The organism is Pseudomonas chlororaphis (assembly GCF_001921865.1).
Lineage (GTDB): Bacteria > Pseudomonadota > Gammaproteobacteria > Pseudomonadales > Pseudomonadaceae > Aquipseudomonas > Aquipseudomonas chlororaphis_D.
The window spans coordinates 80,187-106,085 of sequence record NZ_MSCT01000013.1 but is presented as its reverse complement, the minus strand read 5'-3'; the positions used below and the strand labels follow the sequence as shown (position 1 = coordinate 106,085).

The 25,899-nt window shown below is 66.9% G+C and carries 22 protein-coding genes and 1 pseudogene; 5 read left to right on the top strand and 18 right to left on the bottom strand.

Features of this window, described 5'->3' with window-relative positions; translation table 11 throughout:
- Window positions 1-16 precede the first annotated feature (16 nt).
- The 4 genes from BTN82_RS16330 to hpaB form a co-directional block, all read right to left on the bottom strand.
- Complete coding sequence (locus BTN82_RS16330; RefSeq protein ID WP_075120158.1) at window positions 17-892, bottom strand: transporter; 876 nt, start codon at window positions 890-892, stop codon at window positions 17-19.
- A gap of 153 nt (window positions 893-1,045) precedes the next feature.
- The gene (locus BTN82_RS16325) at window positions 1,046-2,023 is read right to left on the bottom strand and encodes a helix-turn-helix transcriptional regulator (RefSeq protein WP_075120157.1); all 978 of its coding nucleotides are present in this window, start codon (window positions 2,021-2,023) and stop codon (window positions 1,046-1,048) included.
- A 288-nt stretch (window positions 2,024-2,311) separates the two neighbouring features.
- Window positions 2,312-2,824, bottom strand: a complete 513-nt coding sequence (hpaC, locus tag BTN82_RS16320; protein WP_075120156.1) for a 4-hydroxyphenylacetate 3-monooxygenase, reductase component — start codon at window positions 2,822-2,824, stop codon at window positions 2,312-2,314.
- A gap of 142 nt (window positions 2,825-2,966) precedes the next feature.
- Complete coding sequence (gene hpaB, locus BTN82_RS16315; protein ID WP_075120155.1) at window positions 2,967-4,529, bottom strand: 4-hydroxyphenylacetate 3-monooxygenase, oxygenase component; 1,563 nt, start codon at window positions 4,527-4,529, stop codon at window positions 2,967-2,969.
- A 377-nt stretch (window positions 4,530-4,906) separates the two neighbouring features.
- Between hpaB and BTN82_RS31880 the strand changes: the two are divergent.
- The 3 genes and pseudogenes from BTN82_RS31880 to BTN82_RS16305 all read left to right on the top strand — a co-directional run.
- Window positions 4,907-5,674, top strand: a pseudogene (locus BTN82_RS31880) (MCP four helix bundle domain-containing protein); the annotation flags it as partial.
- Window positions 5,669-6,532 carry a methyl-accepting chemotaxis protein gene (locus BTN82_RS31875; protein ID WP_410002818.1) on the top strand — a complete coding sequence of 288 codons (864 nt, stop codon included), beginning with the start codon at window positions 5,669-5,671 and terminating at the stop codon, window positions 6,530-6,532. The pseudogene BTN82_RS31880 and the gene BTN82_RS31875, both read left to right, overlap by 6 nt.
- Before the next feature lie 37 nt (window positions 6,533-6,569).
- A complete protein-coding gene (locus BTN82_RS16305) occupies window positions 6,570-7,766 on the top strand; it encodes a pyridoxal phosphate-dependent aminotransferase (protein ID WP_075120153.1) in 1,197 nt (398 codons plus the stop codon).
- Window positions 7,767-8,220: 454 nt separating this feature from the next.
- On the opposite strand, the gene BTN82_RS16300 is transcribed toward BTN82_RS16305, so the two are convergent.
- From BTN82_RS16300 to BTN82_RS16245, 13 genes are all read right to left on the bottom strand, one after another.
- Window positions 8,221-9,213 carry a 2-hydroxyacid dehydrogenase gene (locus BTN82_RS16300; protein WP_075120152.1) on the bottom strand — a complete coding sequence of 331 codons (993 nt, stop codon included), beginning with the start codon at window positions 9,211-9,213 and terminating at the stop codon, window positions 8,221-8,223.
- Between the two features lie 19 nt (window positions 9,214-9,232).
- Window positions 9,233-10,528, bottom strand: coding sequence for an MFS transporter (locus BTN82_RS16295; RefSeq protein WP_075120151.1), 1,296 nt, complete (start codon window positions 10,526-10,528; stop codon window positions 9,233-9,235).
- 113 nt (window positions 10,529-10,641) lie between these two features.
- Window positions 10,642-11,628, bottom strand: coding sequence for a sugar kinase (locus BTN82_RS16290; RefSeq protein ID WP_075120150.1), 987 nt, complete (start codon window positions 11,626-11,628; stop codon window positions 10,642-10,644).
- Complete coding sequence (locus BTN82_RS16285) at window positions 11,621-12,403, bottom strand: sugar phosphate isomerase/epimerase family protein (protein ID WP_075120199.1); 783 nt, start codon at window positions 12,401-12,403, stop codon at window positions 11,621-11,623. The genes BTN82_RS16290 and BTN82_RS16285 overlap by 8 nt, the downstream gene beginning before the upstream one ends.
- Window positions 12,404-12,666: 263 nt before the next feature.
- Window positions 12,667-13,695, bottom strand: coding sequence for a LacI family DNA-binding transcriptional regulator (locus BTN82_RS16280; protein WP_075120149.1), 1,029 nt, complete (start codon window positions 13,693-13,695; stop codon window positions 12,667-12,669).
- Between the two features lie 46 nt (window positions 13,696-13,741).
- The gene (locus BTN82_RS31370) at window positions 13,742-13,906 is read right to left on the bottom strand and encodes a hypothetical protein (protein ID WP_186828404.1); all 165 of its coding nucleotides are present in this window, start codon (window positions 13,904-13,906) and stop codon (window positions 13,742-13,744) included.
- Window positions 13,907-13,915: 9 nt separating this feature from the next.
- Window positions 13,916-14,848 (bottom strand): alpha/beta hydrolase, encoded by a 933-nt coding sequence (locus tag BTN82_RS16275; protein ID WP_075120148.1) that lies wholly within the window; start codon window positions 14,846-14,848, stop codon window positions 13,916-13,918.
- A gap of 70 nt (window positions 14,849-14,918) precedes the next feature.
- Complete coding sequence (locus BTN82_RS16270) at window positions 14,919-15,863, bottom strand: choline ABC transporter substrate-binding protein (RefSeq protein ID WP_075120147.1); 945 nt, start codon at window positions 15,861-15,863, stop codon at window positions 14,919-14,921.
- 225 nt (window positions 15,864-16,088) lie between these two features.
- A complete protein-coding gene (locus tag BTN82_RS16265; RefSeq protein ID WP_075120146.1) occupies window positions 16,089-16,721 on the bottom strand; it encodes a LysE family translocator in 633 nt (210 codons plus the stop codon).
- Between the two features lie 49 nt (window positions 16,722-16,770).
- On the bottom strand, window positions 16,771-17,610 hold the full coding sequence (locus BTN82_RS16260) for an AraC family transcriptional regulator (protein ID WP_075120145.1): 840 nt from the start codon (window positions 17,608-17,610) through the stop codon (window positions 16,771-16,773).
- Between the two features lie 75 nt (window positions 17,611-17,685).
- Window positions 17,686-18,327, bottom strand: coding sequence for a DUF1345 domain-containing protein (locus BTN82_RS16255; RefSeq protein ID WP_075120144.1), 642 nt, complete (start codon window positions 18,325-18,327; stop codon window positions 17,686-17,688).
- Between the two features lie 162 nt (window positions 18,328-18,489).
- A complete protein-coding gene (locus BTN82_RS16250; RefSeq protein WP_075120143.1) occupies window positions 18,490-21,588 on the bottom strand; it encodes an efflux RND transporter permease subunit in 3,099 nt (1,032 codons plus the stop codon).
- 12 nt (window positions 21,589-21,600) lie between these two features.
- Window positions 21,601-22,758 (bottom strand): efflux RND transporter periplasmic adaptor subunit, encoded by a 1,158-nt coding sequence (locus BTN82_RS16245; RefSeq protein WP_075120142.1) that lies wholly within the window; start codon window positions 22,756-22,758, stop codon window positions 21,601-21,603.
- A gap of 255 nt (window positions 22,759-23,013) precedes the next feature.
- On the opposite strand from BTN82_RS16245, the gene BTN82_RS16240 reads away from it, so the two are divergent.
- Window positions 23,014-23,715: a response regulator transcription factor gene (locus tag BTN82_RS16240; RefSeq protein ID WP_075120141.1), complete on the top strand. Its 702-nt coding sequence runs from the start codon at window positions 23,014-23,016 to the stop codon at window positions 23,713-23,715.
- Between the two features lie 4 nt (window positions 23,716-23,719).
- A complete protein-coding gene (locus BTN82_RS16235) occupies window positions 23,720-25,021 on the top strand; it encodes an ATP-binding protein (RefSeq protein ID WP_075120140.1) in 1,302 nt (433 codons plus the stop codon).
- A gap of 122 nt (window positions 25,022-25,143) precedes the next feature.
- Here BTN82_RS16235 and pncA read toward each other — a convergent pair whose 3' ends face one another.
- Entirely contained in the window at window positions 25,144-25,806 is a 663-nt protein-coding gene (pncA, locus tag BTN82_RS16230; RefSeq protein WP_075120139.1) for a bifunctional nicotinamidase/pyrazinamidase, read from the bottom strand.
- Between the last annotated feature and the right edge of the window lie 93 nt (window positions 25,807-25,899).

Genomic DNA, 25,899 nt, shown 5'->3' with positions numbered 1-25,899 from the left:
CTCCGGGACAGGCGGTTCAAAACACGTGGACCAGGCGCAACAAGGCGTCGGTGCCGTGGTAGCCGTTGCGGGTGGCGACGTTTTGCGAGAGGCCGAACATCAACTGGTTCTGCCGGTCCAGCCAGTGACCGACCTCGAAACCGACCTGGGTGTAGCGCTTGTGGGTGTCGTCGATGCGCTGGTCGTTGATGCGCAGCTCGCCGCCGTCGGCATGGATCAGCCGCAGCGCGCCGTAGGTGCTGGCGCTGAAGTCGTAGGAGGCGAAGGCTTGCAGGCGGTACAGCGGGTCCTGTTTCAGGTCGCTGCCGAAGTAGTCGTCGTTTTTCCCGTAGAGCTGGGCTTCGAGGTTGGCTTCCAGGACCCACTTTTCGCCGACGCCCTGGGTGTAGTTGTAAACGAAGGTCGTGCCCCAGCGGTTGGCGCCCGGCGACACGTCCGGGTTGTTGCCGTGGTATTCGCCTACCGGCAGGGTGACCAGGGTCAGCAGGCCGCTGTAGGTGCGCGTGGCCGGGTCGTTGATGAAGAACAGCGTGCCGCCGACTTGCGGGTCGCCGAAGCCGCTTTCCCCGGTGTGGCGGCTGGCGCCGGGCAGCCGGGCGTCGATATCGGCGAAGGGCACGATGAATTGCGGGGTGCACAGGGTGCCGCAGATATCGCTGAAGAACACCTGGCGATAGGCCACGGCGTTGACCTTGAGCTCGGCCTTGCCGGTACTGTCGGCCGGGCCGTGGAAGTCGTCGGCGCGGGTCGCCGGCAGGTACAGCACGCCGAGGCTGGTGCCCGGAGGTGCGCTGAAAAAGTCGCGGGCGTTGAGGTCGGCAGCGCCGGCGTTGAGGCTCAACAGCGCGCCGGTAAAGGTCAGCGCGGCGGGATGGGCAAGCGTTCTGGTCATGGGCAAGGCGTCTCTTTTTTGAGTTGTTGTGCGGCGGGAGTGGTTGTGCTTCGAAGCTCTCGCCGGTACGCGGCAGTGCAAAAAAAATGGGCAATAGCGGCCCGTGGCCGTCAACACGACAGCGCAGGAATCAGCAGGGAATGGCGGTGGCTATCAGTCGGGCGGGGCGTGCAGCAGGTGGGCGATGCGGGTTTTGTCCTTGACCCCGAGCTTGTTGTAGATGGCGCGGATGTGGTGGCGCACGGTGTTCGGCGACAGGCCCAGGTCGCGGGCGATTTCCTTGTAGGTCTTGCCCTCGCCGAAGCCCAGGGCCACGTCGTTTTCCCGCGGGCTCAATTGCGTGAGCACCGTGCGGCTGCGGGCGGCCAGGAGAAACAGGTCGCCCACCGGCGAGGCGTCGAATTGCAGGTGGCGGCCTTCGTAACCGCCGTCGGCCACCGGCACGGGCAGGCAGGGGCCGCGCCAGTCCGGCCATTCGCCCAGCAGCAGGTCGACGAAACCGCGCTCGGCGCAATGCAGGGTGCCGCGCTGGTCGCACACCGCCAGCGCCAGGTGGCGCGGGCTGGTGAGGGTTTCGCGCATGGCCACCAGGGCGCGGATCTGGTTGGCCGACACCGCGGCCACCAGGTGCAGCATCAGGTTGTTCAGCAGCAGGCAGTCGTCGGCGTCGAAACGCTTGGCTCCGGGCGCGCGGTACAGCGCCAGGTGGTCGCTGAGGTGGGTGTGCGGGTCGATGTAGACCACGCACAGCAGCTCGCCGATGCCGTAGGTGGCGCCGAGCCAGTTCAGCCCGGGGCCGTTGGCCGGGTCGCCCATGTCGACGATCACCGCCTGGCCCGGAGCCTGGTGGACGCGGCCGACGGTGACGTCGATGTGCTTGATCGACTGCCAGTCCGGCAGGTAGCTGGGGGGCAGGCGATAGAGGTAGGAGCTGTGTTCTTCCGGCAGGCCGTCGATCAGCGCGGCGCGGCCCCACCAGGCGCTGTCGAAGGGCAGCAGCTGGCCGATGCGGCTCAGCGCATGGCCGTGGAAATGTTCGATGTCCTTGTTCTGCGCCAGGCGCTGCAGCTCCAGGGTCAGCGTGCTGAAGGCTTCCAGCAGGCTGGCGTGACCATGATCATGACGGCTCATCGGGTGTTCCTCTGTGCGACCTTTTTATTGTTTTCGTCACGGAGTCGGTAAGGACCGGAACGTCCCGGAGGACGTGGGCAGGGCCTGGGGACGAGTATCCTCGGCCTGGGAGGGGATCGCTATCCTACAGATGCAGGATGAAGGGGAATGGCTTCTGTAGGAGCGAGGCTTGCCCGCGATGGATTTACAACGATAACGCGCAGTGGCAGATACATCGCCGCTGCGCGGCTATCGCGAGCAATCGAGCGTCGACCGGCTGCTCCTACAAAGAAACGGAAAAACGTACGCTCAGGCCGCCTGGACAGCCCGTTGCAGGCGGTGGAAGCAGCGGCTGAAGTACACCAGCGAATCGCCGTGTTCGCGCACGCAGATTTCATCCAGTTCCACCAGCATCACCGAGTGGGTGCCGACTTCCTGCACCTCGGTGATCCGTCCTTGCAGGCTGGCCAGCGCCCCGTCGAGCACGGGCAGGGAGCCCTGGCCGTCGCGCCAGGGGTGCAGCCCGAAGCGTTGCTCCATGGCCACGTCGGTCATGCCGGCGAAGTGCCGGGCGACCTCTTCGTGTTCGCCGCAGAGCACGTTGACGCACAGCTGGCCGTTGCGCTTGAACACCGGGTTCAGGGCGCTGTTGCGGTTGACGCAGACCATCAGGCTGGGCGGGCTGTCGGTGACCGAGCAGACCGCGGTGGCGGTGATGCCGCAACGCCCGGCCGGGCCGTTGCTGGTGATGACGTTGACCGCCGCGGTCATGTGCGCCATGGCGTTGCGGAAGGCTTGTTGCTTGGGGTCGAGCTGAGTCATGACACATTCCTCGGGGGACCTTGGCATTGGTAGGAGCCGGCTTGCTGGCGATAGCTGCGCAGCAGCGGTGTATCCGATACACCGCGTTATCGTTGCGGATTGATCGCGAGCGAGCTCGCTCCTACACCTACAGGGCGGTGTGCTATTGGCGGATACGGTCGAGCATGTTGATGTCGTCCGGGTTGGTCAGGTGCGGCACCGTCCAGCCGTCGAGGTCGTAGTCGCCGAGGCATTTGTCCACCAGCTCGGTCATGGCGTTCATCGAACCGCTGGCCTGGGCGTGGCGCAGGCACTGCATGCGGATTTCGTCCTGGCTGCCGGCGTAGTTGATCTCGTACAGCTCGTGACGCCCGCCGAACTCGGTGCCGATGGCGTCCCACAGCAGTTTGAGGATCTTGATCCGTTCCTCGTGGCCCATGCCCGCCGAACCGCGGCAATAGGTGCTCAGGTACTGGTTGAGCATCGGGTCCTTGAGGTCGCGGGAGCCGGACGGCAGGTAGATCAGCCCGCTGGCCACCACTTGCTCGATGATTTTCTTGATGTCGGTGTAGGCCTGCGGCGCCAGTACGCGGTAGGCCTGCAAGGCCTGGGCGCTGGGCAGGAAGGCGCCGTTGTGCCATTCGCTGGCGTTGCCGTGCATGGCATCGGTCAGCGACCAGAACAGGTTGCGCCAGGCCACCACTTCGCCGACCTGCGCCTGGACCCCGCGGAACTCCAGGGAGCCGGTGCATTGCAGGGCCTTGACCAGCAACCCGGTGATGAAGTCGAGCTTGACCGCCAGCCGGGTGCAGCCCTGCATCGGGAACAGGCGGCCGAAACCACCTTGCGGGAACCATTGGCGGCAGCGCTCGAAGTCGCGGTAGATCAGCACGTTTTCCCAGGGGATGAACACCTTGTCCATGATCAGGATCGCGTCGTTCTCGTCGAAGCGGCTGGACAGCGGGTAGTCGAACGGCGAGCCGCTCATGCCGGCTTGCAGTTCATAGGACGGGCGGCAGATCAGCTTCATGCCGCGGGTGTTCATCGGCGCGATGAACATCAGGGCGAAGTCGGTGTTGTCCCCCAGCAGTTGCGCGGAACCCTGGCCGACGAAGTTGTAGTGGGTCAGCGCCGAGTTGGTGGCCACGACCTTGGCGCCGCTGACGATGATCCCGCCTTCGACTTCCTCGTCCACCGAAATGAACACGTCCTTGACCTGATCCACCGGCTTGTCGCGGTCGATCGGCGGGTTGACGATGGCGTGGTTGAGGTACAGGCAGGCTTCCTGGATGCGCTTGTACCAGGTGCGCGCGTTATCCGCGAACCGGCCGTAGAACTCCGGGTTGGCGCCCAGGGCGCTGCCGAAGGCGGCCTTGTAGTCGGGGCTGCGGCCCATCCAGCCGTAGGTCAGGCGCGACCATTCGGCGATGGCGTCGCGCTGCTGGCGCAGCTCGTCGGGGCTTTTCGCCGAGCGGAAGAACTTGTGGGTGTAGCCGCCGTTGCCGGTGTCGGTGTCCCAGCACAGCTGCTCCTTGGTCGCCGGATCGTGCAGGGCGTCGTAGAGGCGGGCCATGGAGGCGGCGGAGTTGCGGAAGGCCGGGTGGGTGGTCACGTCCTTGACCCGGTCGCCATAGATGTAGATTTCGCGATCGTCGCGCAGGCTGGCCAGGTACTCGGCGCCGGTCAGCGGGCGGTGGGTCTCGGCACGGAAGTCTTCGGGTTTCATCGTCCACTCCAAATCGTTGTTGTTATGAGCTGCTGTACGAGCTGGAGCCCATGATGGACAGGGCGGGGCGGCGACTGAATGGCTTTTCCGGCGAATGAATTGCACTTTTCATGGCGCTCGGTAGGGCGCTTTGACAGCGTGGGAGCGACGGCTTTCAGTTTCGATCCGCGGCGCTCTGTTTCATCGGTGAAACAAGTGCGGGAGGGCGGAAATATTTTTTCACATTTGCCTGCAAAAACCCTCAAGCCCGGCCGATATCGCTATTAGGCCCGCACACTAATTACAACAGCGGTGCCCCCTGTCAGGCTGCCAGCCGCTGCTGGCGACAGGGTCCGGCGCATGGATGCCCGCAGCCCTCAATTCCCGAGAGTCATCCTATGTCCCTACGTAATATGAATATCGCGCCTCGAGCTTTTCTCGGTTTTGCGTTCATCGCGTTGCTGGTCGTCGCGTTGGGCGTATTTGCCGTCAACCGCATGTCGGTCATCCGACAGGCCTCCGTGGACATGGAAAGCAACCAACTGCCCAGCGTAGGGTTCCTCGGCAACCTCACGGAAAACGTGCTGCGTTTGCGGATTCTCTCGTTCCGGGTCCTGGTCAATCGCGACCCGGCCAGCCTGCAGGAAGCGCAGGCGCGCATCGACGTGCTGGTGGACAAGCTCAAGAAGGCCCAGGCCAGCTACGCCGCCATGCCGGCGGGCGAGGAGGAGGCGGCGCTGTACAAGACCTTCGCGGCGACCCTGGACAAGTACCTGCAAGCCCAGGGCGAGATGATGGACTTGTCGCGGCAGAACAAGCTCGACGAGGTGCGGAGCCTGATCAACACCCGGATCAAGGACGGCACCGACCAGATGGGCGAGCAATTGAACAAGCTGGTGGACATCAACAAGGCCGACGCGGGCCGGGCCTCGAGCCTGGCGGGCGAACATTACAGCAGCGCCATTACCGGCATCGTCGCGGTGGCGGTGATCGCCGCGTTGCTCACGGTGGGGCTGGCGCTGTTGCTGACCCGCAGCATCGTCGCGCCGTTGAACCGCGCGGTGTCGGCCGCGCGGACCATTGCCGCGGGCAACCTGACCCAGGCCATCGAGGTCGACGGCAACGACGAGCCGGCCCGGCTGCTCGGCGCCCTGAACGAGATGCAGGGCAACCTGCGCAAGACCATCGAACAGATTTCCGCTTCGGCGACCCAGCTGGCGTCGGCCTCGGAAGAGCTCAGCGCGGTCACCGAGGAAGCCTCCCGCGGCTTGCAGCAGCAGAACAACGAGATCGAACAGGCGGCCACCGCGGTCAACGAGATGACCGCCGCCGTGGAAGAGGTGGCGCGCAACGCCGTGTCGACCTCCGAAGCCTCGCACCAGTCGACCCAGGCCGCCCGCGAGGGCCGCGACCGGGTGGTGGAGACCGTCGACGCGATCCAGAGCATGACCCACGACGTGCAGAACACCTCGGTGATGATGGAGGGCCTGGCCAGCCAGGGCCGGGATATCGGCAAGGTGCTGGACGTGATCCGCGCCATCGCCGAGCAGACCAACCTGCTGGCCCTCAACGCCGCCATCGAGGCGGCCCGGGCCGGCGAGGCCGGGCGCGGGTTCGCGGTGGTGGCCGACGAGGTGCGGGCGCTGGCCCATCGCACCGCGCAATCGACCCAGGAAATCGAAAAGATGGTCGCCGGCATCCAGAACGGCACCGGCGAGGCGGTGCAGTCGATGCAGCAAAGCAACCAGCGCACCCAGAGCACCCTGGAAATGGCCCGCGCCGCCGGGGTGGCGCTGGAGCAGATCGCCGAGTCGATCAACCTGATCAACGAGCGCAACCTGGTGATCGCCAGCGCCTCGGAAGAGCAGGCCCAGGTGTCCCGCGAGGTCGATCGCAACCTGGTGAACATCCGCGACCTGGCCACCCAGTCGGCCGCCGGGGCCAACCAGACCAGCGCCGCCAGCCACGAGCTGTCGCGCCTGGCGGTGGATTTGAATGCGATGGTGGCGCGCTTTGTGATTTGAGTTAGGGTTGTTGGAATGCGTGCCCAAGGAGAGCGAGATGCGCTATTCAGCCCTGACCCAGCGGATCGACGGCGAAGGTGCCGCCGCCTGGCAAATCCATTACCGCGCCCTGGAGTTGCGCGAGCAGGGCGCCGATGTGTTGCTGTTGACCATCGGCGACCCGGACTTCGATACCCCGCGGCCCATCGTCCAGGCCGCCATCGATAGCCTGCTGGCGGGCGATACCCATTATTCGGAGGTGCGCGGCAATCTCTCGCTGCGCAGTCGCATCGCCCGGCGCCATGCCAGCCGCAGCGGCCAGGCGGTGGACGCCGGGCATGTGGTGGTGCTGCCGGGGGCGCAATGCGCGGTGTTCTCCGTGGCCCAGTGCCTGCTCGATCCCGGCGACGAGGTGTTGGTCGCCGAGCCCATGTACGTCACCTACGAAGGCGTGTTCGGTGCCTGCGGGGCCAAGGTGCTGCCGGTGCCGGTACGCTCGGAGAACGGTTTTCGGGTCGAGGCGGCCGCCGTCGCCGCGCGTATCACGCCCAAGACCCGCGCGCTGATGCTCAACAGCCCGAACAACCCCTCCGGCGCCAGCTTGTCCCGGGAAACCTGGCAGGCCCTGGCGCGATTGTGCGTCGAGCACGACCTGTGGCTGATCTCCGACGAGGTCTACAGCGACCTGCTGTTCGACGGCGAACACACCAGCCCCGCCAGCCTGCCGGGCATGGCCGAACGCACGGCGACCATCAACAGCCTGTCCAAGTCCCACGCCATGACCGGTTGGCGGGTTGGTTGGGTGGTGGCGCCGCAGGCCCTGGCCGGGCACTTGAGCAACCTGGCGCTGTGCATGCTGTACGGGCTGCCGGACTTCGTGCAGAACGCCGCGGTGGTGGCGCTGGATGCCGAGTTGCCGGAGCTGGCGCAGATGCGCGAGGAGTATCGCCAGCGCCGCGACCTGGTGTGCGACCGGCTCGGCCAGTGCGCCGGGCTCAAGCCGGTCAAGCCCGACGGCGGCATGTTCGTCATGGTCGATGTGCGGGAAACCGGCCTTGGCGCCCAGCAGTTCGCCGAGTTGCTGCTGGAAGGGCACGGCGTCTCGGTACTCGCCGGCGAGGCCTTTGGCCCCAGCGCGGCGGGGCATATCCGCCTCGGCCTGGTGGTGGACCAGGAGCGCCTGGCCGACGCTTGCCAGCGTATCGTCCAGTGCACCCAGGACCTGCTCGAAGGCCGTTCCGCCAAGCGCCGCTGACATTGGCAACCCAATCCCTGTAGCCGCTGCCGCAGGCTGCGCAAGGTCTGCAGGACCTCAGGCGGTCTTGAAGGCGGCGCCCGCTTCGCGGTCGTGCGCAGCCTCGCGGGCTCGGCAGCGGCTACAGGTTGGGTGTCGGTCCAGGCCAATGGGGCAAGGCGAGGTTCGCCCCTGTAGCCGCTGCCGCAGGCTGCGCAAGGTCCGCTGGACCTCAGGCGGTCTTGAAGGCGGCGCCCGCTTTGCGGTCGTGCGCAGCCTCGCCATGGCTTGGCAGCGGCTACAGGTTGGGTGTCGGTCCAGGCCAATGGGGCAAGGCGAGGCTCGCCCCTGTAGCCGCTGCCGCAGGCTGCGCAAGGTCCGCAGGACCTCAGGCGGTCTTGAAGGCGGCGCCCGCTTTGCGGCCGTGCGCAGCCTCGCGGGCTCGGCAGCGGCTACAGGCATTGCGGTGACCGCATCAGACCGCCGCTTTGCGCCGCTCCCACGCCTGGGGGTTGACCAGGTTGGCCGGGCGTTGGCCGGCCAGGGCCGCCAGCAGGTTGTCGACCGCGCAGCGGGCCATGGCTTCGCGGGTCTCATGGGTGGCCGAGCCGATATGCGGGGTGGCCACCACATTGTTCAACTGCAGCAGCGGCGAGTCGTGGCCCAGGGGCTCGCGCTCGAACACATCCAGGCCCGCGCCACGGATCCGGCGCTGTTGCAGGGCTTCGATCAGCGCCTGTTCGTCCACCACCTTGCCCCGGGAAATATTGATGAAGATGCTCTCCGGACGCATCAGGGCGAACGCTTCGCGGCCGATCAGGCCCTGGGTCTTTTCCGTCAGCGGCAGGGTCAGGCAGACGAAGTCGGCCTCTTGCAGCAACGCCGGCAGGCTGCGGTAAGCGGCGCCGAAGCGCTGTTCCACCGCCGGTTTCGGGCGGCTGCTGTGGTAGATCACCGGCATGTTGAACCCGAAATGGCCGCGCTGGGCCAAGGCTTCGCCGATCCGGCCCATACCGATGATGCCCAGGGTCTTGCCGTGCACGTCGCTGCCGAAATGCAGCGGGCCGATGTTGCGGTTCCACTGGCCGGCGCGCACCAGGTTGGCCAGTTCCACCACCCGCCGGGCGCTCGCCAGGATCAGCGCGAAACCGGTGTCGGCAGTGGTTTCGGTGAGCACGTCCGGGGTGTTGCTCAGCAGGATGTCGCGGTGGGTCAGGTAGTCGATGTCGTAGTTGTCGACGCCCACCGACACGCTGGCCACGGCCTCCAGGCGCGGCGCCAGGTCCAGCAGTTCGGCGTCCAGGCGCAGGCTGGCGCCGAGCAGGCCCTGGGCGTCGGGCAGGGCGCTGCGCAGCTTGGCCAGGCCCTGGGCGCCGAGGTCTTCGATCAGGGTTACCTGGGCCTGGTCGTGCAGGCGGGCCATCAGCGGCGGCGAGAGTTTCTTGTACAGGACGATGTGTTTTTTCATCGGGTTCACCTTGTTCGATTCAGGAGTGCGCCAGGCGGCGACGTACCGGCAGCGCCTTGCGGCGGCGGTCGCTGGCGCCCGGGTTGAGGAAAATGGTCAGCACCACCGACAGCAGCAACGCGCCGCTCATCAGCAGGTAGGAGGCGCCCGGCGAGCCGGTGGCGCTGTTCAGGTAACCCACCAGGTACGAACCGCCGAACGAGCCCAGGGCGCCCATGCTGTTGATCAGCGCCATGGCGCCGCCGGCGACGTTGGCCGGGAGGATTTCCGGGACGATGGCGAAGAACGGCCCGTAGGGCGCGTACATGCAGGCGCCGGCGATCACCAGCAGGCTGTAGGACCACCAGAAATGCTCGGCGCCCAGCAGGTAAGAGCCGTAGAAGGCGAAGGAGGCGATCAGCAGCGGCGGCCAGACGAAACGCTTGCGCTTCTGGATCCGGTCCGAGCCCCAGGACACCCCGAGCATGGCGATCACCGCCGCCAGGTACGGCAACGCCGACAGCCAGCCGGCCTCGACCATGTCCATCTGCGCGCCGTGCTTGAGGATCGACGGCAGCCACAGCACGAAACCGTAGACGCCGATGCTCCAGCAGAAGAATTGCAGGGCGAGGATGATCACCTTGGGCGAGCGGAAGGCCTCGGCGTAGTTCTTCACCGCCTTGATGCCCACCTGTTCGGCGGCCAGGGCGCTTTCCAGGTCGTGTTTTTCCTGGTCGCTGAGCCATTTCGCCGCGCTCGGCCGGTCGTCGGCCAGGCGCCACCAGATGAAGGCCCAGATCACCGCCGGCAGGCCTTCGATGATGAACATCCAGCGCCAGCTGAAGTGCTCCACCAGGTAGCCCGAGACCACCGACATCCAGAGCATGGTCACCGGGTTGCCGAGGATCAGGAAGGTGTTGGCCCGCGAGCGTTCGGCGCGGGTGAACCAGTGGCACAGGTAGACCAGCATCGCCGGCATCACCGCGGCCTCGACCACGCCGAGCATGAAGCGGATGCCGATCAGCATCCAGGCGTTGGGCACCACCCCGGTGAGGGTGGCCAGGCCGCCCCAGAGGATCAGGCTGACGAAGATCAGCTTCTTCACGCTGTGTTTCTGCGCGTAGATCGCCCCCGGCACCTGGAAGAAGAAGTAGCCGAGGAAGAACAGCGCGCCGAGCAGCGACGACAGGCCGGGGGTGATCATCAGGTCGGCGGCCATCCCGGAGGCGGCGGCGAACCCGTAGTTGGCGCGGTCCAGATACGCCAGGCTGTAGGTGATGAAGACGATGGGCATGATGTACCACCAGCGGCGGGTGGCGAGTTTCAGCGTGTGCATGAGGGTGCTCCTGAGCTTGTTGTTTTTGTCGCAGCAGGTAACGCGTGGGTTTAATCAGGTTGTGTTGTTTTCACGGTTTTATCGCGAGCAAGGACTAGGCGTCCCCCTCGTTCCTACACGGATTGCGCAAGTTCTGTAGGAGCGAGCGTGCTCGCGATCGGTCGCGCAGCGGCCGGCGGCAATTCATCCCGGCGCGGTAAACCTTCCATGTCGCCGCGGCTCTGCACCGCGCGGCTGCCGATCCAGTTCGCTCGCTGCACGGCCTCGGCCATGCTGTGGTTTTCCAGCAGGGCGCTGATCAGGCCGACGGCAAAACCGTCGCCGGCGCCCACGGTGTCGACCACCTGCGCCACCGGCACGGCCTCGACGAAGCCTTCGTGCAACTGGGTGCGGTAGTAGGCGCCATGGGCGCCGAGCTTGATCACCACGGCTTCGACGCCCTGATCGAGGTAGAAGGCGGCGATATCGGCCGGGTCTTCGTAGCCGGTCAGCAGGCGGCCCTCGCTCAGGCCCGGCAGCACCCAATGGGCGAGCGCCGCCAGGCGGTTGATCTCATGGATCATCAGTTTTTCGCTGCCCCACAGGCTCGGCCGCAGGTTTGGGTCGAAGGACAGGCTGCGCCCGGCCGCGCGCATCTTGCGCATCAGGCTGTGGGACAGGTCGCGGGCCGAGGCCGACAGCGCCGGTGGAATGCCGGTGGCGTGCAGGTGCCGGGCGCGCAGCAGCTCGGGGGCGATATCGGCGGCGCTCAAGTGGCTGGCCGCCGAGCCGCGACGGAAGTATTCGACCCGCGGATCGTCGCCGTGCTCTTCCAGGGACTTGAGCTGGAAACCGGTGGGGTGTTGCGGGTCGGTGGCGACGAAGCGGCAATCCACGCCTTCGCCCTGCAAGCTGTCGACGACGAAGCGCCCCAGGGAGTCGGCGCCGACCCGGCTCAGCCAGCCGACCTTGAACCCCAGGCGCGACAGGCCGATGGCAACGTTGCTGTCGGCGCCGGCGATGCGCTTGTGGAAGTGGCCGACGCGGGCCAGGTCGCCGCTCTGTTCGGCGACGAACATCGCCATGGTTTCGCCGAAGGACAGGATATCGAGCTCAGACATGGGCGTTCTCCAGCCGCGACTGACCGAGGCGGGCGAGGGTGGCGACGTGCTCGCGGGTCAGCTGCACCAGGTCTTCGCCTTGCAGCGGGTATTCCACGGCCCGGGTAATGCCTTGAGCCATGTGCCGCAGCAATTGTTCCCACAGATGCAGGTCGGCCATGCCCGGCGGCATCGCCACCAGCTTGCCGTCGGCACGCCGCGCCACGGCCTTGCAGTGCACGTAGCCGACGTAGCGGCCCAGCAGGCGCGCGGCGGCGGAGGCGGACTGGTCCTGCCACTGCCAGTTGCCGATGTCGAAGGTCATCTGCACCGGCAGGTTGTGGCGCTCGACCTCGGCGAAGAAGCGTTGGAAGGGTTCGATACGCCCGCCGTGCAGGGTCTGGTCGTTTTCCACCAGCAGTTGCACCGGGGACTGCGCGAGCAGCAGGCCGAGGTGGAGCAGGTCGTTGTTGTCGGTGAAATACCCCAGGGACACCTTGAGGCTCTTCGCGCCGAAGGCCTGGGCCCGTTGCAGCGCTTGTTGCAGCAGCGGGTTGGCGTGGGAACGTCCGGCGACCCAGAGCTCCAGCGGCGAGGAAAATACGCTTTCCAGTTGCTGGGCGCGGGCGGCCTGGGCCAGTTGGGACGGCTCTTCGACGGTCAGCAGCTCCTCGCGCCATTCGATGCGCGATGCGCCGGCGGCGGCCAGCACCTCGATGAAATGGCCCTGGCCCTGGGCGCGGACGAGGTCCGCGCCGTAGCTGGACAGGCTGATGGAGACGGGCGATTTATTCATGGTCACGACCTCTGAAACCGGTTTCATTTTTTGTCAAAAAAAAGCTCATAAAAAAAGCAGCTCATTTCCCTCTCTTCATGCCTGCACGATTCCCTGTAGCCGCTGCCGCAGGCTGCGATCGGCGGCGTAGCCGTCGTCAACCGGCGCAAGAGTTTTTCAGGCAGATCGCGGACGCAGGTTTTGCGGCAACTGCGTTGCCGATCGCAGCCTCGCAGGCTCGGCAGCGGCTACACCCGCATCGCGATTCCCGAGTCGATCAGTGGTTACCGAGGCCCTCTCTGGCGGGTGGAGCCGCGAACGATCAGCTCGGCGGTAAAGTCCAGCGTGCGCAGCGGTTCGTTGTCGCCGCGCAGGCGCTTGAGCAGGCACTCGAAGGCGCTGGCGCCGATGCGTTCGGTGGGTTGGGCGAGGGCGGTGATGCCGCTGCCCACCAGCGGGTACCAGTCGAGGTCGTCGAGGGCGATCAGGCCGATTTCGTCGAACAGCGGGCAGCCCAGTTCGCGCAGGGCCCGGGTCGCGGCCAGGGCGGCGACGCCGTTGCCGCAGAACAGGGCCTTGGGCCCGGGGCCGGGGGCGGCGAGAAACTGCTGCAGGTGCCGGTTCAGGTCGGCGCCGGTTTCCACCACGGCGCCCCGCAATGGCGGGCGCTGCTGGATCTGTGCCTTGAAAGCGTTGCTGCGTTCGAGCCGCGAGCTGGTGCCGTCGTGGGGTTCGCTGACCAGCAGCAGGTCGCGATAGCCGCGCCCCTGCAGGTGGTCGACGGCGCTGCGCACGGCGTGCGGGTTGTCCAGGCCGACCAGGTCGCTGTGCAAGTGCTCGACCTTGCGGTCCACCAGGACCATGGGCATTTCCCGGTGCAGTTCGCGCAGCTCGTCCAGGTGGCGGCCGAGGGTGTTCACGATCAGGCCTTCGATGTTGTACGAGCGCAGGTTGGCCAGGTGCTGGCGCTCCTGCTCGTCGTCGCGGTCGGTGTTGCACACCACCAGGCTGTAGCCGTGCTGGCGGCAGGCGGTTTCCACGCCATGCATCACGGCAATCGAATAGGGGTTGCGGATATCGGCCACCAGCATGCCGATCAGGCGCGTGCGCCCGCGCTTCAGGCCGCGGGCCATCTGGTTCGGGCGGTAGCCCAGTTCGGCGATGGCTTGTTCGATGCGCAAGGCGATGGCATCGGAGAGCAGGGCGCGGTCTTCGCCGATAAAGCGCGACACGCTGGCCTTGGAAACCCCGGCGCGTTCGGCGACATCGAGCATGGTGACGCGGCTGCGCTGGGCGGCGGAAAAACTGTTCACGGGCGGCGACCTGTCATTGGCATTCTTGTTATGGGGCGTATCCGTTTCAGGTGCGACGTTCTGCCGCATCGCTGAAACCGGTTTCAGGAAACAGCAAAGTGATTTCGCCGTCAAGGGCGATTGGCGTCAGCGGGATGAAAAAAATGTCATCCGGCTGACGGATGGCGCGTTTTCGTTGAAGGGCACCTGCTGCGCAGGTGATCGCGAGCAAGCTGCGCTCCTACAGGTTCGTGAGGCACGCCCGCAGGTAGTCGAGCAGGGCCTCGTACAGCGCGTCGACTTCCGGCGCCAGGCCCCGGGCGCGCAGGCAGCCGTGCACCAGGCCGAGGCCCGGGTACAGCCGGCTGTCGCCGCCGGCGGCCAGCAGGCGCTGGTGATACAACTCGCCGTCGTCGCGCAGCGGGTCGAATTGCGCCAGGGCGATAAAGGCCGGGGGCAGGCCGGCGAAGTCGTCGGCCAGCAGCGGCCGGGCGTAGGGCGAGCGCTGTTCGGGGCCGGGCAGGTACAGGGCGTGATAGCTGTCCAGGTCGCTGCTGCCGAGCAGCGGCGCGTCGCTGCACTGGCGGCGCGAGGGCAGGTCGGCGCTACCGCCGAGGCCGGGGTACAGCAGCGCCTGGGCGGCGGGCGGGGGTTCGCCGGCATCGCGCAGGGCCAGGCACAGCGCCGCGGCGAGGTTGCCGCCGGCGCTGTCGCCGATCACCAGTTGCCGACGTTTATCCAGGGCAAAGGGGCTGGCCCCGGCCTGCAAGGCGCGCCACGCCGCCAGGCAATCGTCGAAGGCGGCGGGGAACGGCTGCTCGGGCGCCAGGCGGTAGTCCACGGCAATCACCAGTACCTGCAACTGCGCCGCCAGGTATGCGGTGATGAAGTCGTGGGAGTCCAGGTCGCCCACCACCCAGCCGCCGCCGTGCAGGTACAGCAGGCAGGGCCAGCCGTCGGCGGGCATCGGGCGGGTCGGGCAATAGGCGCGGGCCGGCACCCCGGCCAGGGAGAAGTCGCTGACTCGCAGGCCGTCCGGGCGCGGCGGGGCGAAGGCGCGGCACATGCGGCTGTAATTGTCGCGCAGGCCCTTGAAGCTGCTGTCGGCGCTGCTGAAGCTCAGCGTGCGCTCGACGAAGGCGGCGAGTTCGGGGGAAAGCGGGTAGTGGCGCATGGGCGGGGTTTTCCGTTGTCGGGGCGGGCGCTATCGCGAGCCAGCTCGCGATGAGATCGACAGGGCGCCGCTATTTCAAACTGGCCTGCACCGCCGCCACGCCGTCCTGGCCGTCGACGCTGCTGACCCCGGCCAGCCAGCGCCGGAGGTCGTCGGGGTGGTCGCGCAACCATTGCCGCGCAACGTCCTGGGGCGTCTGGCGCTCCATGATCGGTACCATCAGCTGGCTTTCCTGGGCCGCGCTGAAGCTCAGGTTCTGCAACAGGCGATAGACGTTCGGGCAACGCTCGGCGTAGTCCGGCGCGGTGACGGTGGAGACCTTGGCCGCGCCTTCGTCGGGGCCGTAGACGTCTTCGCTGCCGGTCAGGTAGGCGATGCGCATATTGATGTTCATCGGGTGCGGGGTCCAGCCGACGAAGACCACGAACTCCTTGCGGTTGATCGCCCGTTGCACCGCCGCCAGCATCCCGGCCTCGCCGGACTCGATCAGCTTGAAGCCCTTGAGGCCGAAGCGGTCGCTGTCGATCATGTTTTTGATCGTGGTGTTGGCGCCGCTGCCGGGTTCGATGCCATAGAGCTTGCCGCCCAGTAGTTCCTTGAAGCGGGCGATATCGGCGAAGGTCTTCAGGCCCGCGGCCGCCACGTAGTCCGGCACGGCGAGGGTGGCCTGGGCATCGCTCAGGCTCGGTTGGGCCATGACCTTGACCTGCCCGGCCTTGAGGAACGGCGCGATGTTCTTGTCCATCGCCGGTTGCCAGTAGCCGAGGAAGATGTCCAGGCGCTTGTCGCGGATGCCGGCGAAGATGATCTGCTGCACGGCGCTGGTCTGCTTGCTGTCGTAGCCCAGGCCGGTCAGCAGCACGTCGGCCATGCCGCTGGTGGCGATGACGTCGGTCCAGTTGACCACGCCCATGCGGACGGTCTTGCAGGCGGCGGGCTCGCTGGCCCAGGTGCCGGCGCTGAACAACAGGGCGCCGCAGAGGATCGGGAGACAAGGTTTGAACAGGTTTCTCATCGCAGGGTCTCGTCCGGCAGGTTGTTATTGTCAGAGGCGGCGTCTTGCTGCGCCGTGGGGTCAGTACGAAAAGTGGCTGCGCGCTGGGCGCCTTCGGCGCTACGCAGGCCATGCTGCGTTAAAAACAGGCTCGCCGACCTTTCGTATCGACCCCGCGCCACTTTAGGTAACCCCGACCCTTGCGAAAACGCCCTCAGGCGACCGGCATTTGCACTGGGGCGACCGTCAGGCCCACAGGCTCAGCCAGGCCGAAGCCAGCAGCAACAGCGCCATGCCCCGGTTGAAGCGCTGCAAGGCTTGCGGCGAGCGCAGCAGCCGGGCGGAGCCGGCGCCGAGTAGCGCCCAGGCGCCAAGGCAGGGCAGCGACACCAGGAAAAACACCAGCGACAGGTACAGCACCTGGTTTTCGCGCTCGTTGCCGTTGCCGGCGAACACGCTGACCACCGCCAGGGCCATCATCCAGGTCTTGGGGTTGACCAGTTGCAGGCTGGCGCCGCCGAGCAGGCCCAGGCGCCGGTGGGTGTCGCCCGCCTTGGGGTCGATGGCGGCGGGCGGCGCGCGAAAGATCTGCCAGGACAGGACGCTCAGCCAGATCACCCCGGCCCAGCGCATGGCGGCGGGCAGGCCGGGCACGTCCATCAGTGTCCGGCCGAGGCCGCTGCCCACCAGCACGACGATGCCGGCGGCGGCCACGCAGGCGCCGAGGACGATCGGCAGCGCGGCCTTGAAGCCGTAGCGGGCGCTGTTGCTCAGCACCAGGATATTGGTCGGCCCCGGGGTGATCGAGGCGACGAAGGCGAACAACAGGAAGGGCAGCAGGCCAGGCAGGGACGGTAGAAAGGACAGGGAGGACAACATCGCGAGCAACTCCAGTGAAGATCGGTGAGCGATCTTCGCTGGCGAGCGTTCAGGCGTCTGGAAGATTCGAGCAGCGCTTGCGGTACGCCGCCGGGGTCATGCCGTAGGCGCGGACGAACCAGCGGCCCAGGTGGCTCTGGTCGGCGAAGCCCAGGGCCATGGCCACCGCGGCCGGTTGCTCGCCGTGGGCCAGCAGGCGCCGCGCCTTGGCCAGGCGCAACTGCACCAGGTAGGCATGGGGCGGCAGGCCGTAGGCGGCCTTGAAGGCCCGGGTCAGGCGGAAGCGGTCGACGCCGCAGGCCGCGGCCAGCGCGTCCAGGCTGATGTCCTGTTGGGCGTGGGCGTGCAGGTAGTCCCGGGCCCTTTGCGCCACCCGGGGCAGGCGCGGGTCTTCGCGGTAGCGCTGGCGCCAGTGCAGGTGGCCGGTGAGCTGGTCGAACAGCTGGTCCATGGCGCTCTGGCGGACGATGCGCAACTCGCCGTGGTGCAGACTGTGGAAGGCGTTGCTGGTGGCCAGCGCCAGGCGCGGGTTGCTGGCCAGGGTGCTGGCGAAACTCAGTTGGCTGTCGGCCGGCGCCTCTTCGAACAGCGCGCTCAGTTCGCGCTCCAGCCACTGCGGGTCGAGGTACAGCATGCGGTAGGTGAAGCCGCCTTCGGCGGGGGCGTCGCCGTCGTGGATTTCCCCGGGCTCGAGCAGGAATACCTTGCCCGGGGTGCTGTGAAAGCGCTCGCGGCGGCAGTGGAACTGCTGCACGCCCTGTTCGGTCACGCCCACCAGGTAGCTGTCGTGCCAGTGCGGGTCGTAGGCGTGGCCGGTGAAATGGGCGCGCAGGGTCTCGATGCCGGTGTCGGCGTCCTGGGCCAGGTCGAGCCAGTCGTGCGCGTTCATGGAAGGTCCGTGGCAGGGGCGAGGGCGACAGTTAGCGCCCGTTCGCCCGGGCGGGTCTAGAACAGATGTGCGCGGTCACGAGAACAGCCCGGCGGCGATATTGATCGAGAAACCGAGGATCGCGGTGTTGAACAGGAACCCGATCAGCGACTGGGCCAGGACGATCTTGCGCAACTCGCGGGTGGCGACGCCGACGTCGGCGGTCTGCACCGCCACGCCGATGGTGAAGGAGAAATACAGGAAGTCCCAGTAATTGGGGGTGGTCAGGCCCTCAGCGAAGCGCAGCGCCGGCTCCTTGCCGCCCCAGGTGTAGTAGAGGCGGGCGTAGTGCACGCTGAAGATCACCCCGATCAGCAGCCAGGAGCCGACCACCGTCAGCCCGGTGAAGGCGTAGTGCAGCAGGCGCTGGCTGGCGTCCAGGTCCTTGCTGGCGGACAGCGAGAAGGTGATGGCGGCGAGGCTGGCGATGGCCGCGATGCAGACCATGAGCAGCACCACCCCGGCGTTTTCGTCCTCGACCTCGGCGATGCGTTTCACGTCGTCGGCCCGGGAGCGGGTGGTCAGCCAGAACATCAGCAGCAGGTAGCTCCAGACCGCGGCGTTCCAGCCGATGAGGACCTTGCTCAGCCACGCTTCGGACGGCGCCAGGAAACCCGCCGCCAGGCCGATCAGGACACCGGCGGTCAGGCGGGGATGGGTACGCACAAGAAAGGACATGGCGGCTCGCGGTGGCGGGGTGTGCGGCAAACCTTAGCATGCGGCCCCCAACCTGTAGGAGCGCAGCTTGCTCGCGATAAATCTCCAACGATAACGCGAGGCGACGGTTATACCGCCGCTGCGCGGCTATCGCGAGCCAGCTTCGCTCCTACACGATGACCTTCAGTCCTGGGGTTTGCGGGGCTTGACGAGTCGCATCACCACCACGAAGAACACCGGCACGAAGATCACCGCCAGGGTCGCGGTGATCATGCCGCCGATCACCCCGGTGCCGATGGCCTGCTGGCTGGCCGAGCTGGCGCCGCTGGCGATGGCCAGGGGCACCACGCCGAGGATGAACGCCAGCGAGGTCATGACGATCGGTCGCAGGCGCAGGCGCGCGGCCTGGATCGTCGCGTCGACCAGGTCGTGGCCTTCGTCGTACAGGCTCTTGGCGAACTCGATGATCAGGATCGCGTTTTTCGCCGACAGGCCGATGATGGTGATCAGCCCGACCTTGAAGAACACGTCGTTGGGCATGCCGCGCAGGGTCACCGCGAGCACCGCGCCGAGCACGCCCAGCGGCACCACCAGCAGCACCGAGGTCGGGATCGACCAGCTCTCGTACAGCGCCGCCAGGCACAGGAACACGATCAGCAGCGACAGCCCCAGCAGCAGTGGCGCCTGGCTGCCGGACAAGCGTTCCTGCAGCGACAGGCCGGTCCATTCCTGGCCCAGGCCGGTGGGCAACTGGCTGACCAGGCGCTCGATTTCCGCCATGGCCTCGCCGGTGCTGTGGCCCGGGGTCGGCTCGCCGGAAATGCTGATGGCCGGGTAGCCGTTGTAACGGGTCAACTGAGTGGGGCCCTGGGTCCAGCGCGCCTGGGCGAAGGCCGACAGCGGCACCATCTTGCCGAGGTTGTTGCGCACCTGGATTTTCAGCAGGTCTTCCACCTGGCTGCGGCGGTCGCCTTCGGCCTGCACCACCACCCGCTGCATCCGCCCCTGGTTGGGGAAGTCGTTGACGTAGCTGGAGCCCACCGCGGTGGACAGCACGTTGCCGATGTCGGCGAAGGACACGCCCAGGGCGTTGGCCTGCTTGCGGTCGACTTCCAGGTGCACCTGCGGCGCCTCGGCCAGGGCGCTTTCGCGCACGTTGGTGAGGATCGGGCTTTTTTGTGCCGCGGCCAGCAGCTCGGTGCGGGCCTGCATCAGCGCGGCATGGCCGAGGCCGCCGCGGTCTTGCAGGCGGAACTCGAAGCCGCTGGACGTGCCGAGACCGTCTACCGGCGGCGGCAATACGGCGTAGGAAACCGCGTCCTTGATCTGGCTCAGGGCGGCGTTGGCCCGGTCGGCGATCGACTGCGCCGAATCGTCGCCGCCGCGCTGCGACCAGTCCTTGAGCGTGGTGAACGCCAGCGCGGCGTTCTGCCCGCTGCCGGAGAAGCTGAAACCGAGGATCACCGTGCTGTCGCCGACCCCCGGCTCGCCGGCGTTGTGCGCCTCGATCTGCTCCACCACCTGGATCGTGCGGTTCTTGCTCGCGCCCGGCGGCAACTGGATGTCGGTGATGGTGTAGCCCTGGTCTTCCACCGGCAGGAACGAGGAGGGCAGGCGGCTGAACAGCAGCCCCAGGCCCACCAGCAGCACGACGTACACCACCAGGTAGCGGCCGCAGCGTTTCAGCGCATAGGCGACCCAGCGTTGGTAGCCGTCGCTGAGGTGTTCGAAACGGCGGTTGAACCAGCCGAAGAAGCCGCCTTTCTCATGGTGCTCGCCCTTGGCGATCGGCTTGAGCAGGGTGGCGCACAGGGCCGGGGTCAGGGTCAGGGCGAGGAAAGCCGAGAACAGGATCGAGGTGGCCATCGACAGCGAGAACTGCTGGTAGATCACCCCCACCGAGCCCGCCATGAAGGCCATCGGCAGGAACACCGCCACCAGCACCAGGGTGATGCCGACGATGGCGCCGGTGATCTGCTGCATCGCCTTGCGCGTCGCCTCCTTCGGCGACAGGCCTTCGCTGGCCATGATCCGCTCGACGTTCTCTACGACCACGATGGCGTCGTCCACCAGGATGCCGATGGCCAGGACCATGCCGAACATGGTCAGCACGTTGATCGAGAAACCCAGCGCCAACATGGTGGCGAAGGTGCCCATCAGCGCCACCGGCACCACCAGGGTCGGGATCAGGGTGTAGCGGATGTTCTGCAGGAACAGGAACATCACCGCGAACACCAGCAGCATGGCTTCGCCCAGGGTGTAGACCACCTTGGTGATCGAGACCTTGACGAAGGGCGAGGTGTCGTAGGGGATCTTGTATTCCACGCCGGCCGGGAAGTAGCGCGACAGCTCGTCCATCTTCGCGCGGATCAGGGTCGCGGTGGCCAGGGCGTTGGCCCCCGGCGACAGCTGCACGCCGACCGCGGTGGACGGCTTGCCGTTGAGGCGGGTGGAGAACTGGTAGTCCTGGCTGCCGACTTCCACCCGCGCCACGTCGCCGATCCGCACGGTGGAGCCGTCCGGGTTGGCCCGCAGGACAATGTCGGCGAACTCCTCGGGGGTCGCCAGCTGGCCCTTGACCAGCACCGTGGCGGTGATTTCCTGGGTCGAGCGGCTCGGCAGGTCGCCGATGCTGCCGGCCGAGACCTGGGCGTTCTGCGCGACGATGGCGGCGTTGACGTCGGCCGGGGTCAGGTTGAAACCGATCAGCTTCTGCGGGTCGATCCACACCCGCATGGCCCGCTCGGCGCCGTACAGCTGGGCCTTGCCGACCCCGTCCAGGCGGCGGATCTCGTTCATCACGTTACGCGCCAGGTAGTCGCTGAGCGCGGTGTCGTCGAGCTTGCCGTCGTTGGAGGTGAGGGTGATCAGCAGCAGGAAGCCGGCCGACACTTTTTCCACCTGCAAGCCTTGCTGGGTCACGGCTTGCGGCAGGCGCGGCTCGACCACCTTGAGGCGGTTCTGCACATCGACCTGGGCCATTTCCGGGTTGGTGCCGGGCTGGAAGGTGGCGGTGATGGTGGCGCTGCCCAGGCTGCTCTGGGACGAGAAATACAGCAGGTGGTCGGCGCCGTTGAGTTCTTCCTCGATCAGGCTGACCACGCTTTCGTCCACGGTCTGCGCCGAGGCGCCCGGGTACACGGCGTAGATCTCGATGCTCGGCGGCGCGACGTTGGGGTACTGCGCCACCGGCAATTGCGGGATGGAGAGGGCACCGGCCAACAGGATGAACAGGGCGACCACCCAGGCGAACACCGGACGGTCGATAAAGAATTGCGGCATGAGGGTTCCTACCTACTGTCCAGTGGTCTGGGCTAGGGGAAGAGGGCTGTCGTCGATCTGGACTTTTTCGCCCGGACGGGCGTGCTGCACGCCTTCGACGACGATGCGGTCGCCGGCCTTGAGGCCTTCGGTGACGATCCAGCGGTCCTGTTGCGCGGCCCCCAGTTGCACCGGTTGCTGCACCACCTGCTGCTCGGCATTCACCAGCAGCACCTGGGCGATGCCGGCGCTGTCGCGCAGGATGGCCCGCTGCGGCACGCTGATGCCCTGGCGGTTCACCGCCTGTTCCAGGCGTACGCGGATGAAGCTGCCGGGTAGCAGGTCGAGGTCCGGGTTGGGGAACTCGCTGCGCAGGATGATCTGGCCGGTGCTCGGGTCGACGCTGATGTCGGCGAACAGCAGCTTGCCCGGCAACGGATAGAGGCTGCCGTCGTCCTGGATCAGCGTGGCCTTGGCCTGGTCCTGGCCGACCTGTTGCAACTGGCCGGCGCGGAAGGCCCGGCGCAGGTCGTTGAGCTCGCGGGTCGACTGGGTGAGGTCGGCGTGGATCGGGTTCAGTTGCTGGATCAGCGCCAGCGGCGTGGTCTCGTTCTGGCCCACCAGCGCGCCCTCGGTGACCAGGGCCCGGCCGACGCGCCCGGAAATCGGCGCGGTGACGGTGGCATACCCCAGGTTCAGCTTCGCGCGCTGCACGGCGGCCTGGTTGGCGGCCACCTCGGCGGCGGTCTGGCGCGCGTTGGCCCGGGCGTTGTCGTATTCCTGGGCGCTGATGGCCTTGTCTTCGATCAGTTGGGCGTAGCGCTGTTCCTGCAAGCGCGCCTGGAAGGCATTGGCCTCGGCCTTGCGCAGGCTGGCCACGGCGCTGTCGAGGTCGGCCTTGAACGGGGCCGGGTCGATGCGAAACAGCACGTCGCCCTGTTTCACGTCGCTGCCTTCGCGGAACGTGCGTTGCAGCACCACGCCGGCCACCCGTGCGCGGACTTCGGCGATGCGCGGCGCGGCGATGCGCCCGCTCAGCTCGCTGCTGATCGACAGCGGGCGGGTCTGGATGGTTTCGACGCGGACCTTGGCCAACGGTGCCTGTTCTTCGGCGGTGGAGGACTTGTCACAAGCGCTCAGCGCGGCTGCCAGCAACAACAGGCAGAACGGCGCAAACAGGTTTTTCGACATGCTGATACCCCAATAATGACTGCGGCATGCTAAGGGCCGGCCGCAAGAATCGCTGTGAAGCTGTGTAGGTGCTGTGTGAAAAAGTGTGAAGCGAATGCTCGGGTGTCCGCGAGGTTGTATATCCTGCGTTCGGTGAGCGCGTTGCGCTCAATCGCGAGCAAGCTCGCTCCTACACATGGAGCACGTCCCTCCTGTAGGAGCGAGCTTGCTCGCGATAAAGAACCATCAGCCGCCACCGTATTTCTGGATTACTCCATGCCCAACATCCTGCTGGTCGAAGACGACCCCGCGCTTTCCGAACTGATTGCCAGCTACCTGGAGCGCAACGGCTATCAGGTCAACGTCATCAGCCGCGGCGATCAGGTGCGGGAGAGGGCGCGGGTCAGCCCGCCGGACCTGGTGATCCTCGACCTGATGCTGCCTGGCCTGGACGGCCTGCAAGTCTGCCGCCTGCTGCGTGCCGACTCGGCCTCGCTGCCGATCCTGATGCTGACCGCCCGTGATGATAGCCACGATCAGGTGCTGGGTCTGGAAATGGGCGCCGACGATTATGTGACAAAACCCTGTGAGCCGCGCGTATTGTTGGCCCGGGTGCGGACCTTGTTGCGCCGCAGCAGCCTCGGCGAGCCGCAGACCGCCAGCGACCGGATTCTCATGGGCAACCTGTGTATCGATCTGTCGGAGCGTACCGTGAGCTGGCGCGACCAGCTGGTGGAGCTGTCCAGTGGCGAATACAACCTGCTGGTGGTGCTGGCCCGGCATGCCGGCGAGGTGCTGAGCCGCGACCAGATCCTGCAGCGCCTGCGCGGCATCGAGTTCAACGGCACCGACCGTTCGGTGGACGTGGCGATTTCCAAGCTGCGGCGCAAGTTCGACGACCATGCCGGCGAGGCGCGCAAGATCAAGACCGTGTGGGGCAAGGGTTACCTGTTCAGCCGTTCCGAATGGGAATGCTGAGTCGATGCTGAAAATCCTGATCCGCCTGTACCTGGTGACGATCGTTTCGTTCAGCGCGGCAATCTACCTGGCGCCGGAACTGGTGGTGCGGCTCTTCCACGAGCGCTTCGTGACCTACAACCTGGATTACTCCCGCGGCCTGCAAACCCTGATCGTCAAGCAGTTCCACAGCGTACCGGCGCCGCAGTGGCCGACCCTGGCGGCGGAGATGGACCGCGAATTCCAGCCGCTGCACATCCTGCTGACCCGCAACGACGATGCCGATTTCACCCCCTACGAGCGCGAGCGCCTGCAACGCGGCGAGAACGTGGTGCGGGTCGGCGACTGGGGCTGGCGCACCCTCGCGGTGGCGCCCCTGGACGAGCAGATGGTGGTGCAGATGGTGGTGCCGCCGGACCCGGTCGACGTCAGCCTGCTGTACTGGAGCATCAACGTGCTGATCGGCGCGACCATGCTCGCCTGCCTGCTGCTCTGGCTGCGCCCGCACTGGCGCGACCTGGAGCGCCTGAAGCACGCCGCCGAACGCTTCGGCAAAGGCCACTTGAGCGAACGCACGCAGATTTCCCCCAGTTCCAACATCGGCAGCCTGGCCAATGTCTTCGACACCATGGCCGGCGACATCGAAAACCTGCTGAACCAGCAGCGCGACCTGCTCAACGCGGTGTCCCACGAGCTGCGCACGCCCCTGACCCGGCTCGACTTCGGCCTGGCCCTGGCGCTCTCCGAGGAACTGCCGGCCAGCGCTCGCGAACGCTTGCAGGGGTTGGTGGCGCATATTCGCGAACTCGACGAACTGGTGCTGGAACTGCTGTCCTACAGCCGTTTGCAGAACCCGGGACAGTTGCCGGAACAGGTCGAAGTGTCGCTGGACGAGTTCATCGACAGCATCCTGGGCAGCGTCGACGACGAGCTGGAGTCCCCGGATATCGTGATCAACGTGCTGCTGCACGGCAGCCTGGAGCGTTTCACCCTCGACCCGCGGTTGACCGCCCGGGCCATCCAGAACCTGCTGCGCAATGCCATGCGTTATTGCGAAAGGCGCATCCAGGTCGGGGTGCAGGTCAGCGAGCGCGGCTGCGAAATCTGGGTCGACGATGATGGCATCGGCATCCCCGACGACGAGCGTGAAAGGGTGTTCGAGCCGTTCTACCGCCTGGACCGCAGCCGTGATCGCGCCACTGGCGGGTTCGGCCTCGGCCTGGCCATCAGCCGCCGCGCCCTGGAAGCCCAGGGCGGCAGCCTGACCGTCGAAACCTCGCCGCTGGGCGGCGCGCGTTTCCGCCTGTGCCTGCCGATGCCGGCTTAACCCAACCCCGGCGATCTGTCGTTGTAGGAGCGCAGCTTGCTCGCGATGGCGTCTTCAACATCGCCGTACCCTCTCAAGGCATCTGGCGCATCCCCTGGCGCCATCGCGGGCAAGCCTCGCTCCTACGGGAGCGGCGGGAGTTCGCTGGAGTGGATCAGGCCGACGCCCGCTTCGCGCATGTGCGCCAGGGCGGCGTCCCGCGAGCCGTCGAGGTCGATCGCGCGGCAGGCGTCGAGCACCACGAAGGTGGTGAAGCCCGCCGCCCGCGCGTCCAGCGCCGACCAGGCGACGCAGTAGTCCAGGGCCAGGCCCGCCAGGTACAGGGTGTCGATGCCGCGCTGGCGCAGGTAGCCGGCCAGCCCGGTAACGGTGCTGCGGTCCGCTTCGACGAAAGCCGAGTAACTGTCGATGTCCAGGTTGCAGCCCTTGCGCAGGATCAACTGGGCATGCTCCAGCCGCAGGTCCGGGTGCAGCTCGGCGCCATGGCTGGCCTGCACGCAATGCTCCGGCCAGAGCACTTGCGGCCCGTAGGGCAGCTGGATGCGGCTGAACGGCGCGTGGCCCGGGTGGCTGGAGGCGAACGAGGCATGCCCGGCGGGGTGCCAGTCCTGGGTCACGACCACCTGCTGGAAACGCCGGCCCAGGCGATTGATCAGCGGCACGATCAGGTCGCCCTCGGGCACGGCCAGGGCGCCGCCGGGGATAAAGTCGTTCTGTACGTCGATGACCAGCAGCGCCTCGTGCGAAGGGCGCTCGGACGCGGGGTGGGCGGTGGTTGCTGGCATGGGCGGGCCTCTGGCTTGGACAGTCGCCTATTGTGCCCAGCGCCGGGCCCGCCTGCACGCTCGGCGGTTGGTCGGTTCGCTGTCGCCAGGAGG